15 protein-coding genes are annotated in these 15658 nt (G+C 55.2%); 5 read left to right on the top strand and 10 right to left on the bottom strand.

All coding sequences use genetic code 11. The annotated features are described in order from the left end of the window. The first annotated feature begins 42 nt into the window (after positions 1–42). Both hydG and hydF read left to right on the top strand, forming a co-directional pair. Entirely contained in the window at positions 43–1461 is a 1419-nt protein-coding gene (gene hydG, locus I2E77_RS07415; protein WP_191395521.1) for a [FeFe] hydrogenase H-cluster radical SAM maturase HydG, read from the top strand. A gap of 70 nt (positions 1462–1531) precedes the next feature. Continuing rightward, positions 1532–2722 (top strand): [FeFe] hydrogenase H-cluster maturation GTPase HydF, encoded by a 1191-nt coding sequence (hydF, locus tag I2E77_RS07410; RefSeq protein ID WP_195450940.1) that lies wholly within the window; start codon positions 1532–1534, stop codon positions 2720–2722. A gap of 165 nt (positions 2723–2887) precedes the next feature. Here the strand turns inward: hydF and I2E77_RS07405 are convergent, their stop codons facing one another. From I2E77_RS07405 to I2E77_RS07380, 6 genes are read right to left on the bottom strand one after another with little or no spacing between them, the layout of a single operon-like run. Continuing rightward, positions 2888–4303 carry an aminopeptidase gene (locus I2E77_RS07405; protein ID WP_195450939.1) on the bottom strand — a complete coding sequence of 472 codons (1416 nt, stop codon included), beginning with the start codon at positions 4301–4303 and terminating at the stop codon, positions 2888–2890. Further along, on the bottom strand, positions 4296–4886 hold the full coding sequence (locus I2E77_RS07400) for a lytic transglycosylase domain-containing protein (RefSeq protein WP_195450938.1): 591 nt from the start codon (positions 4884–4886) through the stop codon (positions 4296–4298). The genes I2E77_RS07405 and I2E77_RS07400 overlap by 8 nt, the downstream gene beginning before the upstream one ends. 14 nt (positions 4887–4900) lie before the next feature. Further along, positions 4901–5494: a dephospho-CoA kinase gene (gene coaE, locus I2E77_RS07395; RefSeq protein WP_195450937.1), complete on the bottom strand. Its 594-nt coding sequence runs from the start codon at positions 5492–5494 to the stop codon at positions 4901–4903. Next, on the bottom strand, positions 5487–6512 hold the full coding sequence (locus tag I2E77_RS07390) for an L-threonylcarbamoyladenylate synthase (RefSeq protein WP_087228881.1): 1026 nt from the start codon (positions 6510–6512) through the stop codon (positions 5487–5489). Before I2E77_RS07390 ends, coaE begins: the two co-directional genes overlap by 8 nt. Before the next feature lie 12 nt (positions 6513–6524). After that, the gene (gene prfA / locus I2E77_RS07385; protein WP_191395526.1) at positions 6525–7607 is read right to left on the bottom strand and encodes a peptide chain release factor 1; all 1083 of its coding nucleotides are present in this window, start codon (positions 7605–7607) and stop codon (positions 6525–6527) included. Positions 7608–7652: 45 nt separating this feature from the next. Then, entirely contained in the window at positions 7653–7850 is a 198-nt protein-coding gene (locus I2E77_RS07380; protein ID WP_087229560.1) for a DUF951 domain-containing protein, read from the bottom strand. 180 nt (positions 7851–8030) lie between these two features. Here I2E77_RS07380 and I2E77_RS07375 point away from each other — a divergent pair, with 180 nt between their 5' ends. Continuing rightward, positions 8031–9047 (top strand): biotin--[acetyl-CoA-carboxylase] ligase, encoded by a 1017-nt coding sequence (locus tag I2E77_RS07375; RefSeq protein ID WP_087228886.1) that lies wholly within the window; start codon positions 8031–8033, stop codon positions 9045–9047. Between the two features lie 181 nt (positions 9048–9228). Here I2E77_RS07375 and I2E77_RS07370 read toward each other — a convergent pair whose 3' ends face one another. The 3 genes from I2E77_RS07370 to I2E77_RS07360 all read right to left on the bottom strand — a co-directional run bounded on the left by I2E77_RS07370 (position 9229) and on the right by I2E77_RS07360 (position 13303). Next, positions 9229–10917 (bottom strand): glutamine--tRNA ligase/YqeY domain fusion protein, encoded by a 1689-nt coding sequence (locus I2E77_RS07370; protein WP_087228889.1) that lies wholly within the window; start codon positions 10915–10917, stop codon positions 9229–9231. Between the two features lie 15 nt (positions 10918–10932). Continuing rightward, the gene (gene gltX / locus I2E77_RS07365; protein WP_195450936.1) at positions 10933–12390 is read right to left on the bottom strand and encodes a glutamate--tRNA ligase; all 1458 of its coding nucleotides are present in this window, start codon (positions 12388–12390) and stop codon (positions 10933–10935) included. 118 nt (positions 12391–12508) lie between these two features. Beyond that, a complete protein-coding gene (locus I2E77_RS07360; RefSeq protein WP_195450935.1) occupies positions 12509–13303 on the bottom strand; it encodes a M15 family metallopeptidase in 795 nt (264 codons plus the stop codon). A gap of 179 nt (positions 13304–13482) precedes the next feature. Between I2E77_RS07360 and I2E77_RS07355 the strand changes: the two genes are divergently transcribed. Next, complete coding sequence (locus I2E77_RS07355; protein WP_191520971.1) at positions 13483–13665, top strand: hypothetical protein; 183 nt, start codon at positions 13483–13485, stop codon at positions 13663–13665. A 379-nt stretch (positions 13666–14044) separates the two neighbouring features. Here I2E77_RS07355 and I2E77_RS07350 read toward each other — a convergent pair whose 3' ends face one another. Further along, entirely contained in the window at positions 14045–14794 is a 750-nt protein-coding gene (locus tag I2E77_RS07350; RefSeq protein ID WP_087228902.1) for a nitroreductase family protein, read from the bottom strand. Positions 14795–14856: 62 nt separating this feature from the next. Here I2E77_RS07350 and I2E77_RS07345 point away from each other — a divergent pair, with 62 nt between their 5' ends. Then, positions 14857–15528 carry a hypothetical protein gene (locus I2E77_RS07345; protein WP_195450934.1) on the top strand — a complete coding sequence of 224 codons (672 nt, stop codon included), beginning with the start codon at positions 14857–14859 and terminating at the stop codon, positions 15526–15528. Positions 15529–15658 lie beyond the last annotated feature (130 nt).

Genomic DNA, 15658 nt, shown 5'->3' with positions numbered 1-15658 from the left:
TTTTTCTGTATGGATTTCAACTGATTGAAAGGAAGATGGAATATGTATAATCCAAAGTCCACCATTGCAACCGAATTTATCGACGATCAAGAAATTCGCGATACGCTCCGCTATGCGGACGAAAACAAAGACAACCTGGAATTGATCAACCGCTTGATCGACAAGACCGACGAACTCAAGGGATTGACGCACCGGGAAGCGGCCGTCCTGCTTGCCTGCGAGGACAAGGACGCGCTGGAGCGCATTTTTGCGCAGGCTACCAAGATCAAGCAGGAGTTCTACGGCAACCGCATCGTGATGTTCGCACCGCTGTACCTCTCCAACTACTGTGTAAACGGCTGCACCTATTGCCCTTATCATAAGAAAAACGGCCATATCGCGCGCAAAAAGCTGACGCAGGAGGAGATCCGCCGCGAGGTCATCGCGCTGCAGGACATGGGCCACAAGCGCCTGGCGCTGGAAACCGGCGAAGATCCTGTCAACAACCCGATCGAATACATTCTGGAGAGCATCAAGACGATCTATTCCATCAAACATAAAAACGGCGCCATTCGCCGGGTAAACGTCAATATTGCAGCGACCACGGTGGAAAATTACCGCAAACTCAAGGAGGCAGGCATCGGTACATACATCCTGTTCCAGGAGACCTATAACAAGGAGCAGTACGAAAAGCTGCATCCCACAGGGCCGAAGAGCAACTACGCCTACCACACCGAAGCGATGGACCGCGCCATGCAGGGCGGCATCGACGACGTGGGATGCGGCGTCCTGTTTGGCTTGAACTTGTACCGCTATGATTTTGTCGGCCTTCTGATGCACGCTGAACACCTGGAAGCGGTCTATGGCGTCGGGCCGCACACGATCAGCGTCCCCCGTCTGCGCAATGCGGATGACATCGACGTGAACGACTTCAGCAACGCCATCTCCGACGAGCTCTTCCAGAAGATCGTGGCCATCCTGCGTATCGCCGTCCCCTATACGGGCCTGATCGTCTCCACGCGCGAATCGCAGCGCACCCGCGAAATGGTCATCAAATACGGCGTATCCCAAATCAGCGGCGGCTCCCGCACCAGCGTCGGCGGCTATGCTGAGGAGGACCGCATGGAAGAGGATTCCGCCCAGTTCGAAGTGAGCGACCACCGCACGCTGGACGAAGTTGTCAACTGGTTGCTGAAGCTGGGCTATATCCCGAGCTTCTGCACGGCCTGCTATCGCGAAGGACGCACGGGTGACCGCTTTATGACCCTTGTGAAGGCCGGGCAGATTAAGAACTGCTGCCTTCCCAACGCCCTGATGACCTTGAAAGAATATGCAGAGGACTATGCCAGCCCGGAGACAAAGCGCCTGGCCCTGGAGATGATCGAGAAGGAAGTCCAGACCATTCCCAACGACAAAGTGCGCGAAATCGCGCTCAAGAATCTCCATGGGCTCGACGAGGGCCTTCGCGATTTCCGCTTCTAATCCCGTTTGCGTCTGGATTACAGCCGGAGCGCAACCGCGATACGGACTTGATCTCTGTAGGAGGATTCTTATGAACAATCTCAACCAAACCCCAAATGCGAACCGGCTGCACATCGCCATCTATGGCAGAAGGAACAGCGGGAAATCCTCGTTGATTAACGCACTCACCAACCAGCAGGTGGCGTTGGTATCGGACATCGCCGGCACAACGACCGACCCGGTCTACAAGGCGATGGAGGTCCGCGGGTTGGGGGCTTGCGTATTTATCGACACCGCCGGTTTTGACGATGAAGGCGCGCTGGGAGAACTGCGCATGCAGAAGACGCGCGAAACGCTTCCCAAAGCCGATATTGCCATTATGCTATTCAGCGACACAGATTTTTCCTTGGAAAAGTCCTGGCTGGAAGCGCTCAAAAGCAGCGGCGTCCCGGTGATCGCCGTGGTCAACAAGAGCGATTTACAGGACCCCGCTCCGCTGATGGAGCGCATCCGGACCGAACTCTCCCTCTCCCCCTTGGCGGTGAGCGCCGTGGACCGCACGGGGATCCCTGCACTGCTGGCGGAATTGACGCGCGCGCTGCCGGAGGGATATGGTGCGGAGAGCATTACCGGACGCCTGGTAAAGGACGGCGACGTGGTGATGCTGGTGATGCCCCAGGACAGCGAAGCCCCCAAAGGGCGGCTGATCCTCCCACAGGTGCAGACCATCCGCGACCTATTGGACAACCGCTGTATCTCCATCAACGTGACGCCAGACACGATGGAGGGCGCACTGGCCGCGCTGAAAGCGCCGCCGGATCTCATCATCACCGATTCCCAGGCTTTTAAAACGGTCTATGAGAAGGCGCCAAAGGAGAGTAAACTGACCTCCTTTTCCGTGCTATTTGCCGCCTACAAGGGCGATTTAGACGCATATGTGCGCGGGGCGCAAGCCGTGGAACGGCTGAACAGCCAATCCCATGTGCTCATCGCGGAAGCGTGTACCCATGCCCCGTTGAGCGAGGATATCGGGCGTGTGAAGATTCCCAATCTTCTGCGCAAAAAGTATGGAAAGGATATGGACATTCAGGTGGTGAGCGGCGCGGATTTCCCGGACGACCTCACCCCCTACGATCTGATTGTCCATTGCGGCGGCTGTATGTTCAACCGCAAATATTTGCTCTCGCGCATTGCGCGTGCAGAGGAAGCGCAGGTCCCCATCACCAATTATGGCGTCCTTCTGGCCAAACTAAACGGCATCCTTGATTCCATCACACTGTGATTTCCATACACCCAAAGAGAAGGAGCTCCATTTCATAGAGAAATGGAGCTCCTTCTCTTTCCCATCAACCCCCTGTGTTCAGATGGAACCCAGGGGGTTGATCTATTTAGAGCTTAGCGTTCACCTAAACCCTTTTAAAAACCGGGCAGCGCAACGGCCCTTTCCTTACACTTTAGACTCGAAGAACGCCTTAATCCCCTTGTAGGTCATATAGATGTCCGTCTTCGAGACAATTTCAAACGGCGAGTGCATGGAAAGCACCGGTACGCCGACGTCGAGCACATCCACATTCAGGTTGGCAATGAACATAGCGACCGTTCCGCCGCCACCGCCATCGACCTTGCCCAGCTCGCCGATCTGCCAAAGCACATCGTTCTCTTCGAAAAGGCTGCGGATCTCTGCAACAAACTCCGCCGAAGCCTCCGAAGTGCCGCTCTTCCCGCGGGAACCGGTGTATTTGCTCATTCCAATGCCGTTGTTCAGGAAAGTAGAATTGGTCTTCTCATAAGCGCTTGCATAGGTGGGATCGTACGCCGCTGTGACGTCTGCGGAAAGGCACTTGGACTTGCTGAGTACATGACGCGGCTCCAAGCCCTCCGCCTGGGCCAGATCTGCGATGAAGTACCGCATAAACTCGGAATTCAGGCCCGTGTTTCCGTCGCTGCCAATCTCCTCACGGTCCGCGAGAACCGTGATAATGGTGTGCTGCGGATTCTTGGCGTTCAGCACCGCCATCAGGGACGGGTACGCGCAGACACGGTCATCTTGGCCGTATCCGCCGACCATGCTGCGGTCAAAACCGACGTCCGACGCCTTGAATGCCGGGACAAATTCAATATCGGCGGAGACGAAATCCTCTTCCGTCATCCCGTATTTCTCATGAATCAACCGCATGGTATTCAGCTTGAAGAGGTTGTCCCCTTCGTCCGCACGCACCGGCCGGCTGCCAGCCAGAATGTTCAGATTTTCTCCCTCAATCGCCTTGTTGAGCGTCTTGGACATCTGCTCGGTGCCGAGGTGCGGCAGCAGGTCGGTCACACAGAACTGCGGCTCGCCGGGTTCCTCGCCGAGACGAATTTCCACATGCGTGCCGTCCTTCAGAACGGCCAAGCCGTGCATGGAAAGCGGGATGGCTGTCCACTGGTACTTCTTAATCCCGCCATAGTAGTGCGACTTGAAGAGCGCCAGCTCGTCCTTTTCATAGAGCGGATGGGGCTTGAGGTCCAGACGCGGGGAGTCGATGTGCGCCGCTGCAATGCGGACACCGTCCTTGCAGCCGTTTTTGCCGATCACAGCCAGAATCAATGCCTTGCCCCGGTTGTTGTAATACACCTTGTCCCCGGCCTTATAGGTCTTTTTGGAATCAAACGCCACAAAGCCCTCTTTTTCCGCGCGCAGAATGGCGGACTTCACCGCCTCGCGCTCGGTCTTGCTGTGATCCAGAAATACCTTATAATCCTCGCAGAAGGCATCCGCCTTCTTTACGCGATCATCGGAGAGCTTCTGGTATCCATTTTTGCGGCAGATCAGCAATTCCTCGCGGAGCTGCTCCACATCCACCTGTTCCTTTTTCTTAGCCATGAAATGTTCCTCCTATTTCATCAAATTCATAGAGTTCCCTGTATGTTTGATAATTCCGCAGCACAGCGCTTACATACCGTTCCGTCTCCGGATAGGGGATGCGGTTCAGCTCCACGCCGTCCTCGGAAATGCTGGGATCGCTTAGCCAACGGTTCACCGTCCCCATGCCCGCATTATAGGCACTGAGTGCAGTGACCTGTTCGGTATATTCATCCTGCAAAATCTGTAAAAATTTACACCCATAACGGATATTGACCCGCGGCGTATAGAGGTCATCCGCCGTATAGGAAACCCCTTCCCGCAGTTTGGTCTGTAGCCAATCGAATGTATCCGGTGTGATCTGCATCAGGCCCCGCGCCCCCGCGTGCGAGGTGGCGTCCGGGTCAAAATTGCTCTCTGCTTTCATCACCGCATACACCAGGGCCGGGTCAACCCCCTGCGTGCGGGCCTCTTCCTCCACAATCTCCCTGTATCCCAATGGATAGGCGGTGCGCATAAAGTAATCATGCCCCAGCCGCAATACGACCGCGCCTATGACCACCAGGACAATCAAAAGAAGGATGGTTTTTACAGATCGTCTCATGGGAAATCCTCCGTTTAACGGGATGACAGCAGGACTTGCAGCAATTTTTCTGTCTCCTGCGGGACCTGGGCGGCGTCAATCCCCCCGTCCATAGCATATGAAGCCCGCTCCGTATAATATGCGTTGGGCTGCTGGGCATCCATGCGGGCGCGCGCCTGCGCTTCTGTGATGCCGTCCCGCCGCATAATCCGCTGCATCCGCAGGGCCGGGTCCGCTACGACCGCCACCGTGACATGGCAGAGTGCATCCGCCCCGCTCTCAAACAGCAGCGCCGCGTCCACCACGACGATATCCCGGCCGCTGGCTGCAATGCGCCGGCGAACCTCCTCCATGATGAGCGGATGGGTGACGTCGTTTAATTTTTGCGAGGAAACCGCATCCGCAAAGGCGCGTTCGGCCAAAAGTGGACGGTTTAAAATCCCATTGGACACAATATCGCTTCCGAAGGCGTCCTGCAACGCCGAAAGGCATGCGGGGGTATCGGTGATTTCCCGCGCAACGCGGTCGCAGTCGATCACATCGCAGCCAAGCGAGGCAAACGCCGCCGCTACGGTGGATTTCCCCGCGCCGGTCGGACCGGTCAGGCCGATCACAAAAGGCTTATCCAACGTCGATCACCTCAAATCCCGCGGCACGGATCAGACGGTTGTATACCGCCAACCCCACGCCCTCCGGCTCCGGGCAGCGTGCATAGACGGTCTTTGCATGGAGCTGCTCGTCCAACTCCCGCAGTGCGTCAAACAGCTCGCGCGCCTGTTCGCCGCAGTCCTCTTCCCCGCCGTAACAAATCGACGGCACCTGAAGCGCTTTGTCCTCTCCATCGTAGCACAGCGCCGCGACACCATCCCCTGCATGTGTGTTGACGTAGTCGATATAGTGTTCCAAGGAACCGTCCAAAATAATCACATTTGCCTTTGGGGAATAGTGTTTATATTTCATGCCAGGGGAAGCGGCGCGCTTTCCGTCCGCCAAAGGGTGAAGGACCGCATCGTCCATCTCCACCTGGCCGAGCACCCCTCGAAGCTGCTCCAACGTAATCCCGCCGGGGCGCAGAAGGCGCGGCGGCTGTTCAGCAAGCGTCACCACGGTGGATTCTACCCCGACGGAGCATGGGCCGCCGTCCAACACGGCTTCAATCCTTCCGTCCATGTCGTTCATCACATGGGCCGCTGTCGTGGGGCTCGGATGCCCGGAGAGATTCCCAGAGGGCGCGGCAAGCGGCACACCCGCCGCGTCGATCACTGCACGCGCTACCGGATGGGAGGGGAACCGCACCGCGACGGTATCCAGCCCTGCGCTCACCTCATCTGGAATGCGGGCCGATTTAGGCAGAATGATGGTCAATGGACCCGGCCAAAACTGTTCGGCCAGCTTTTTGGCTGCTTCCGGTACTTCGCGCACCAGGTCATAAATCTGTTCAAAATGGCTGATGTGCACAATCAGCGGATTGTCCATCGGGCGGCCCTTCGCGGCAAAAATCTTTGCCACCGCTGCCCCATCCAATGCATTGGCCGCCAGGCCGTAGACGGTCTCCGTGGGAATGCCGACTAAGCCGCCGTTTTGCAGGATGGCAGCGGCCGTTTGGATTGCACCTGGCGCATCCGCCTGTAAAAGCTGTGTCTGCATATCTATGCCCCCTTATCCCTGGCTTTCCACCGACTGCTCAAGCTTGGCCGCACGGTCCGCCGCCACAAGCGCGTCGATCACCTCATCGAGATCCCCGTTGAGGATGTCGTCCAGGCGGTAGAGTGTCAAGCCGATCCGATGGTCGGTCAAGCGGCCCTGTGGGTAATTGTAGGTGCGGATCCGTTCGGAGCGGTCGCCCGTGCCCACCTGGGAACGGCGGTCTGCCGCCACCTGCGCATCCTGCTTTGCCTGCTCGATCTCATATAGCCGGGACCGCAGCACCCGCATCGCCTTATCCTTATTTTTGAACTGGCTGCGCTCGTCCTGGCATTCCACCACCATGCCCGTGGGCAAATGCGTGATCCGGATGGCGGACGACGTCTTGTTGATGTGCTGGCCGCCCGCGCCGCTGGAACGGAAGGTATCGATCTGCAAATCCTTTGGATTGATCTCGATTTCGACGTCGTCCACTTCGGGAAGCACAGCAACGGTCGCCGTGGACGTATGCACGCGGCCCTGCGTTTCCGTTTCCGGCACGCGCTGTACGCGATGCACGCCGCTCTCGTATTTCAAGCGGGAATATGCCCCGTCGCCGGAGATCATAAAGCTGATCTCCTTATAGCCGCCGAGCTCCGTCTCATTCACGTTGAGCAGCTCCGTCTGCCAGCCGTGGCGCTCGGCATACATGCTGTACATGCGGAATAGGACTGCGGAAAAGAGCGCCGCCTCCTCGCCGCCTGCACCGCCTCGGATCTCCATGATGACGTTCTTTTCGTCGTTGGGGTCGCGCGGCAGCAGAAGGATTTTCAACTCGTCCGACGTGCGGGCGATATCCTTTTTTGCCTGCTCCAGTTCCTGCTCCGCCAATTCCCGCAATTCCTTCTCCAGGCCGCTTTCTTCCAGCAGGGCCAACGCCTCCGCTTCCGAATCTTCCGCGTGTTTATATTCGCGATATTTTTCGACGATCGGGGTGATGGACTTGTGCTCTTTCATCAGCTCCGCATAGACAGCCGGGTCCGCCAAAATGGTCGGGTCGCAGAGTTTTTGGTTCAGCTCTTCATAGCGCTTCTCAAACACCTGTATATTTTCAAACATATCCATTCTCCTTTGCAAATCAATTACATTTTACAGGCAAAGGAGCTAGAGTTCGTCCCCTGTGTTTTCCCGAATGATTTTCTTAATGTTTTTCTCGCATTTCAATCGCGGCAGCATAACCTCATGGCCGCAGGTGGTGCAGCGGATCTTAAAATCCATGCCGGCCCGCAAGACCAAAAATTCTTTGCCGCCGCACGGATGCGGTTTTTTCATCTGTAAACGGTCGCCAGGACGCACATCCATCTGCATCCGCACCTCCATTCTCAAGTGATTTTCATGCGTTCGAGAATATATTATAGCACCAATCCCACAAAACAGACAATGTTTTTTTGGGATTCTCTCCCAACGCCGCCAGCGCGTGCAGAAGCTTCCCTTTTGTGCTATACTATTTCTCAAATAGGCTTGATAGAAAGCAGGGGTTCCATGAACACAAAAGAGGAAATCTTAACACGCCTTCGCCAGACCGAGGGGTATCTCTCCGGTGAACAGCTCAGCGAAACGCTGGGCGTTTCCCGCGCGGCCGTTTGGAAAGCCATTACTGCTCTGCGGGAATCCGGCTATGCCATTGATTCGGCCACGAACCGGGGGTATCGCCTGACCGCATCGCCCGACGTCCTCACCCCAGAGGAGATCCGCTGTGGATTACATACGCGGGCAATCGGCAAAAACATCGTTGCGCTGCAAGAGGTAGATTCCACCAACGAAGAGGCCAAACGGCAAGCGCAATGCGGCGCACCGGACGGCAGTGTGTTCCTCGCGGAACGGCAGACGGGCGGCAAAGGACGTTTGGGCCGCACATGGGAATCCCCAGCGGGCACGGGGATTTGGTTCAGCGTTTTGCTGCGGCCAAGCCTGGTCCCGTCGGAAATCAGCAGCATCACCCTTTTGGCCGGCATTGCGGTCTGCCGGGGCATCCGCTCTGTGACCGGATGTGCGGCTAAGCTCAAGTGGCCGAACGACGTGGTCATTGGAAGCCGCAAGGTCTGCGGCATTCTGACCGAGATGGCTGCGGAAATCGAGCGGGTGGAATACGTGGTCTTGGGCATTGGAATCAACGCCAATACGGAAGCCTTCCCCGCGGAATTGGCGGAAAAGGCCACCTCCCTGCGGATCGAAGCCGGAAGCGCGTTCCCACGCGCCGCCATACTGCGCGCCGTCTTGGAGGAGCTGGAATCCCTGTTGCTGAACGCCAAGGCAGGCAGCGCCTTCCAGGAGATTCTTGACGAGTATAAATCCCTCTGTGTCTCCCTGAACCGCCGCGTGGGTTTCTTCTGGAACAGTGAGCAGCAGACAGGAATGGCGGTGGACGTCTCCCCCTCCGGTGAATTGATCGTGGAGCGGGATGGAGGCGGCCGCATATCCATCAACGCCGGGGAGGTCGTTGTCCAGGGAATCTATGGGGAACATCTTCCGAATCCGGAAGGCTCGAAACGTGCTTGATCCCGCGTGAAAAAGACGCAATGTACCTTTTTAATGTGTCTCGGGATATTCAGCCCATCGCAAGGAAATAGACGTATGAAGTTTCCCATAGATGGTTGTCTTGTGCATGCTCTCTTTTTTGCTAGAAACATATCGGCCCATCGCAGTGTTACTAGGCTGCAATGGGCCGATTTTTGTTTTCTTATGATTTCCGTTTAAAGCCGTCTTTCAGGGAGACGGAACGGTTGAACACAGGATGCTCCTGGGTGCTGTCGCGGTTATCCGCGCAGAAATATCCCTGCCGCATGAACTGGAAGGACTGGCCGGGCTTTGCCTGCGCCAAGCAGGGCTCCACCTTGCAGCCGGTGAGCACTTCCAAGGAATCGGGGTTGAGCACTTCCAGGAAGTCGTGCGCATCCGGATCCGGTACGGAGAACAGATTGCCGTAGAGACGGATTTCCGCATCGATAGCGGTCTGAACGTCCGCCCAGTGAATGGTACTCTTGACCTTCCGGCCATCCGGCGTATTGCCGCCGCGGGTCTGCGGGTCGTATTCCGCATAGACCTCGATTACATTACCGTCCGCATCCTTTTTGCAGCCGGTGCAGCGCACGACGTAGGCGGTCTTTAGGCGCACCTCGTTGCCCGGGAACAAACGGAAATAACCCTTTACGGGTTCTTCCATAAAGTCCTCCTGCTCAATCCAAAGCTCACGGGAGAAGGAAACCGTGCGGGTTCCATCCTCCGGCTTTCCGGGATTGTTTTCCACCTCAAAGGTCTCCGTCTGCCCCTCCGGATAATTGGTGAGAATCAGTTTGACCGGATGCAGGACGGCCATCACACGCTGTGCGTGCTCGTTCAGGTCTTCCCGCAGGCAGTGCTCCAAAAAGCCGTATTCCACGGTGCTGTTCACCTTGGAAACGCCGATGCGCTCGCAGAAATTGCGGATGGACGCCGGCGTATATCCACGGCGGCGCAGGCCGCACAGCGTGGGCATGCGCGGGTCGTCCCAACCGGAGACATAGTGCTCTTCCACCAGCTTGCGCAGTTTGCGCTTGCTCATCACCGTATGGTCGATTCCCAAACGTGCAAATTCGATCTGCCGCGGTTTTGCGGGAAGGTCGACATGTTCAATCACCCAATCGTACAACGGCCTGTGGTCTTCAAATTCCAAGGTGCACAGGGAGTGGGTAATCCCCTCCAAGGCGTCCTCAATCGGGTGGGCAAAATCGTACATCGGATAAATGCACCAACGGTCGCCCGTCCGATGGTGGTGCAAGTGGTTGATCCGGTAAATCACCGGGTCGCGCATGTTAAAGTTTCCAGAGGCCAGGTCGATCTTCGCGCGCAGCGTCATCCTCCCGTCCTCGAATTCCCCCGCTTTCATGCGGGCAAAGAGGTCCAGGCTTTCCTCAATCGGCCGGTCGCGATAGGGGCTGACCGCAGGATGCGTCAGGTCGCCGCGGTTTTCGCGCATTTGCTCGGGCGTCAGCTCGCAGACATACGCCAAGCCCTTTTGAATCAGCTGTACCGCCGCCTCATACATCTTCGGGAAGTAATCGGATGCATAATAGAACCGATCCTCCCAGGAGAATCCCAGCCACGCAATGTCTTCTTTGATCGCATCGACATACTCCACATCCTCTTTGGTGGGATTGGTATCGTCCATGCGCAGGTTACAAACGCCGTTGTATTTCTCCGCTGTGCCAAAATCAATGCAGATGGCCTTGGCATGGCCGATGTGCAAATAGCCATTCGGCTCCGGCGGGAAGCGGGTATGCACGGTTTGGCCCGCATAGCGGCCTCCCTCGGCGATATCTTCGTCAATAAAGTCGTGGATAAAATTGCTCCAGCCTTCGGTCTCCCCTGGCTTCTTCATCTCGTCGCTCATGTTGCCATCTCCTCTTTATTTCTTCAGCTTCTCCAACCCAATTTCCAGCCTGCGCAGGGATTCCTCCTTGCCCAAAATGGCCAAAATCTCCATCGCGCCGCCCGGTGTCACCTGCATTCCTGCCGCTGCGATCCGGACCGGCCAGAGCAAAGTGCCGTTCTTAACCTCCAAGCGCTGTGCCAAGGCGATCAATTGGTCGTGGATGGTATCCAACTGCCAATCCGATACGCTTTCCAGCTCCGGGATCGCGGCTTCCAACATCGTGACGGAATTCTCCAAATTGGTCTTGCTCTTCTTATTGACAAAGAGATCGACCGAATACTCCGGCAGCTCCTGGAAGAAACCGATCATCCCCGGAATCTCCGTCAACTTGGTCACACGAGGCTGCAAAATGGAGGCCAATACCTCCCAATTCATCTGCTTGTCGCCAAATACCTGCTGGAAATACGACATTGCCGCCGTGATAAACTCGTCCTGTGTCATGGCGCGGATGTATTCCGCATTAAACCATGTCAGCTTGTCATAGTCGAATACCGCCGGCGATTTGCTGATGCCCTCGATGGAGAAATTCTCCACCAATTCCGGCAGCGTAAACAGCTCGCGGTTTTCTTTCGGACACCATCCCAGCAGTGCAATGTAGTTGGTGATCGCCTGCGGGAGATACCCCTCTGCCATCAAGTCGGCAAAGCCGGTTGCACCGTGCCGCTTGGAAAGCTTGGACACGCTGCCGTCCTCGTTTTTGCCCATAATCAGGGGCAGATGCACATAGGTCGGCACATCCCAGCCAAATGCTTCGTAAAGCAGGTTGTACTTAGGCGTCGAGGTTAGATACTCGCACCCACGCACCACATGCGTGATGTGCATCAAGTGATCGTCGATGACATTTGCAAAATTGTATGTAGGATAGCCGTCGGATTTCAAAAGGATCTGGTCCTCCAGCTCGCGGTTTTCAATGGTAATGTCGCCATATACAACGTCGTGGAAGGTTGTGGATCCCTCGACCGGCATCTTTTGGCGGATGACATAGGGCGTCCCAGCAGCCAGGAGCCTGTCCACCTCTTCTTGGGGAAGATCGCGGCAATGGCGGTCGTATCCGCCGCCCTCCTGCGCTTCATGCAGAGCGTCCAGGCGTTCCTTGGTGCAGAAGCAATAGTACGCCTTTCCTTCCCGGACCAGCTGCTCCGCATAGGGCTTATAGAGATCCTTGCGCTTGCTCTGGACATACGGGCCATAATCGCCGCCAACATCCGGGCCCTCGTCGTGCTTCAGGCCTACCTGGTCGAGCGTCCGGTAGATCACATCGACTGCGCCCTCCACCAGACGTTCCTGATCGGTATCCTCAATGCGCAGCACAAATTGGCCGCCCATGGACTTGGCAATCAAATATTCGTACAGCGCCGTACGCAGATTTCCCACATGCATAAACCCTGTGGGGCTCGGCGCAAACCGTGTTCTCACTGTCTCGTTTTGCATTCCTAAATCCGCCTCTCCTTTTGATCGGCGCGCCGGAAAACTATCCAGCGCGCCCCTCACGTCCGAAGGAATCCTCCGGCGTCTCAATTCTTTTATTATACCAAATATACACAGGATTTCAACGTTGATTTTCCAGGTATTCCACATATTCCTCCAAGCAAAAGTGGCGTTCCTGCATCGCTTTCGCGTGTTCCACCCCTACATAGCGATAATGCCATGGTTCAAAGCGAATTTTCGTGATCTCCTGTTTATCCTCCGGATAGCGCAGGATAAATCCATATTCCGCCGCGTGTTCCGTCAGCCATTCGTATTCGGGGGTGGTATCAAAATCCTCCCGGACGCCGTTCAAATCAATTGCCAACCCCGTGTTGTGCTCGCTACATCCCGGCCGCGCCACGGAAAGCGCCGCGACTGCCTCCGCCTGCTGCTGCCCCATCCCATTGCCCAGATTTTCTTCTACCGCCCGATCAAACAACTCGCTTTGCCGCTGTACACTGCGATACCCGGAGGAAATCCACAGTGAGACGCCGTCCGCTTGGGCAGCCGCCTGCATCTGTTGAAATGGTTCCACAATGCGCTCATCCACATCCACGCCGTATAAGTTGACAATATTCCGGTGGAAATCCTCCGGCATGGTTTCCGCATAATTGACTAGCACGATCCGGTCGTCTTCCGCCGGGGATTCCTCCGGCTTTGCATTTGCCTGTGCCGCCCCGCTTTTCGGCGGTTGTGCGGACGAGAAGGCCGGTTCGCTCTCGACCTCGGATACTGCCGGGGCTTCTTCCGGTTTTGCCGAAGCCTGTTCCATAGTAAAAATAAAAACGGTGCTCACTGCCGCTGTGGTGACGGCTGCGGCGACCAAGGCTCCAACGGAAAGAAAAAACATCTTTACTTTGGATTTTCTTTTTCTCATTGATTGCTTCATCCCTGTTCTTCAAGCTTTGCGGGTGTATTTCCCAAAACTATTGTTACACGAAGCAGGGAAATCATACCGCTTTTGCTGGATAGCCAGGTTTTGACAATCCGGAACCTTCATGTTTTGCCCCTTTTCCGTAAACACTAGTACCACTTATGCAGATAGGAGGAAAAACCATGGAAGATTTACCGCTCGGCTTTGGCATGGCCTTGGCACAGCGCTCCGAAGCCATGCAGCGCTTCTGTGCGCTTACCGATGAAGAGCAGCGTATGGTTATCGACCATACCCATCAGATTCATTCCAAACAGGAGATGCAAGCCTTTGTAGACCACTTGGCCGACCATTCCGCACAGGGCTGACCGCACCAATTCCCATCCATTTCATAGACTGGCATACAGCGAACTACAAAAAGGGGCGAACGTCCGAAACGCTGTATCCTATTTTCTTCTATTTTGGGTGGGATCAATGAACGATTGTTGCTATGGAGAGAAACTAATCGCCGCCGGGACTGCCATCGCTTTCCAGCTTGCACAGGAATGTCCGCCAGAAGACTTGGCTTTGCTCGGTAACTTATTCCAAGTAATCGGCGAACAGCTTGGACTGTTATCCGGCACAAAGGCGGCGTATCAAGAGCATTACAAATTGTGCCGGCCAATATGTCCCAAAGGGAACGAATAAACGCAAACCGGAAAAGAAAAATCCGCATCGTGCATCTACACATGCGGATTCTTCTGCTTTTTAGGAATGTTTAAATTTTTCCAAATAGACCGCCACAGAACGCGACATTTCCCTGGAAAATGCAGATAGGTACTTTCGTTTGCAAAACGCATCCATATAGGATGGATACGAAAAATCCGTCTGCTTTTCACGCTCCGCACGCTCACAGAACCATTTTTCGTGTTCGGACGCAGAGAATGTGTGATAACGGTTCTCCTGGACAATATACGCCGGAGCAAAACGCTCCGGTTTCTTTCGGTTTTGCTGCTGGTCCGTCGGATACCCATAGACCACCATTGCGGCAGGCATCACGTAATCGGGCAAATCCAACAGCTCTCGATGGATTTCTACCTGCTCCAAAATGTCACCGATATAGCAGGAACCGATTCCCAAACTTTGCGCCGCTACGACACTGTTCTGGGCGGCGATGCACGCGTCGGCTACAGCCAACATCAGGTCGCCTTCCGCCGGCAGACGGGGATTACATCCCGCAAATACAAATGCGTCGTACCAGCGCTGAAAATCCGCCAAAAACACCAACACCAGCGGTGCTTTGGCGATAAATGGCTGGTGATCGCACGTTTCCGCTAGGCGTTCCTTCAAATTTTGATCGGTGATCTGCAAAATAGTGTATAGCATTTGATTTCCGGCGGTCGGCGCCTGCATAGCAGCTCCTAAAATAATCTCCTGCGCCTCCTTGGTGATCGGTTTCTCTAAAAAAACACGCGTCGATTTTCGATCCCAAAGGCTCTGTAAAATGGGATTATCCATTGGTTCACTCTCCTCTTTATGCATATGGATATTCAACCAAAAAGGCTAACATGGAGGATCTTATGGAAAAAGAAATTTGGTACCAAAAGTTGAATATCTATTTCGTGGGGTTCTATTTGATCTTCAGCATTTGCCTCATCACATACTATCTGGCGAATGGGCGACTCTATTATGCGACCTTGGGGCTGGGAGGGATTCTTCTCCTCTTACTGCCAGCCGCTTTTGAGCGTGTATGCGGCCTTGTCCCCGTCTACCAGTTTCGTTTTCTTCTCTACGGGTTCAGTTTTTTGGCCTACGTTGTGGGGCTCGCCATGCAGGGATACCATTTTATCCCGTTGTACGACAAAGTGATGCATACTCTGTCGGGTACCTTCGGAACCTTTCTGGGCGTGGTACTGTTCTATATCTTGAAACACGGCCGGCGGGTGCAGCAGCAGGATTTCCCCTTGGTAGCCATTTTCTCCATTTCCGCATCGATGGCGGCTGCCGGATTATGGGAGATCGGCGAATATCTGGTCGGCTTATTTTTTCCCTGTGATCCACAGCAAGTGGCCTTGACGGGCGTATCCGATACCATGCAGGATATGATTGTTTGCCTGGTTGGAAGCCTCCTATGGCTTCCTTTCCTCTTCCGATATTACCGAAAGCACAAGGCTGATTTCTTGATGGGATGCTTCCGCACATTTTTAAGTAAAAACCTGAGCCAGGAAGAGCCATATGGGATGGAAGAATGAATGATACCAATTGCCTGTATCGGATGTATCCCCATCCCCTTTCCGGCATGATTCACCTTCCAGCAGAATATTCTATAAAAACAGTGGCTCACACCAGCGGCACGCAATATCCAAGAAAGGCGGTATTCCC

The sequence above is a fragment of the Anaeromassilibacillus sp. 1001302B_160321_C8 genome (genome assembly GCF_015554745.1).
Classification (GTDB): Bacteria; Bacillota; Clostridia; order Oscillospirales; family Acutalibacteraceae; genus Anaeromassilibacillus; species Anaeromassilibacillus stercoravium.
This window is presented reverse-complemented; position numbering and strand designations above follow the sequence as displayed.

Excerpts from the sequence above, each read along its gene's own strand:
- gltX (WP_195450936.1), bottom strand. The coding sequence starts at position 12,390 with ATGCAAAACGAGACAGTGAGAACACGGTTTGCGCCGAGCCCCACAGGG.
- I2E77_RS07390 (WP_087228881.1), bottom strand. The coding sequence starts at position 6,512 with ATGCAGACACAGCTTTTACAGGCGGATGCGCCAGGTGCAATCCAAACG.
- I2E77_RS07355 (WP_191520971.1), top strand. The coding sequence starts at position 13,483 with ATGGAAGATTTACCGCTCGGCTTTGGCATGGCCTTGGCACAGCGCTCC.
- I2E77_RS07350 (WP_087228902.1), bottom strand. The coding sequence starts at position 14,794 with ATGGATAATCCCATTTTACAGAGCCTTTGGGATCGAAAATCGACGCGT.
- I2E77_RS07405 (WP_195450939.1), bottom strand. The coding sequence starts at position 4,303 with ATGGCTAAGAAAAAGGAACAGGTGGATGTGGAGCAGCTCCGCGAGGAA.
- I2E77_RS07375 (WP_087228886.1), top strand. The coding sequence starts at position 8,031 with ATGAACACAAAAGAGGAAATCTTAACACGCCTTCGCCAGACCGAGGGG.
- I2E77_RS07370 (WP_087228889.1), bottom strand. The coding sequence starts at position 10,917 with ATGAGCGACGAGATGAAGAAGCCAGGGGAGACCGAAGGCTGGAGCAAT.
- hydF (WP_195450940.1), top strand. The coding sequence starts at position 1,532 with ATGAACAATCTCAACCAAACCCCAAATGCGAACCGGCTGCACATCGCC.
- I2E77_RS07380 (WP_087229560.1), bottom strand. The coding sequence starts at position 7,850 with ATGGATGTGCGTCCTGGCGACCGTTTACAGATGAAAAAACCGCATCCG.
- I2E77_RS07360 (WP_195450935.1), bottom strand. The coding sequence starts at position 13,303 with ATGAGAAAAAGAAAATCCAAAGTAAAGATGTTTTTTCTTTCCGTTGGA.
- prfA (WP_191395526.1), bottom strand. The coding sequence starts at position 7,607 with ATGTTTGAAAATATACAGGTGTTTGAGAAGCGCTATGAAGAGCTGAAC.
- I2E77_RS07345 (WP_195450934.1), top strand. The coding sequence starts at position 14,857 with ATGGAAAAAGAAATTTGGTACCAAAAGTTGAATATCTATTTCGTGGGG.
- hydG (WP_191395521.1), top strand. The coding sequence starts at position 43 with ATGTATAATCCAAAGTCCACCATTGCAACCGAATTTATCGACGATCAA.
- I2E77_RS07400 (WP_195450938.1), bottom strand. The coding sequence starts at position 4,886 with ATGAGACGATCTGTAAAAACCATCCTTCTTTTGATTGTCCTGGTGGTC.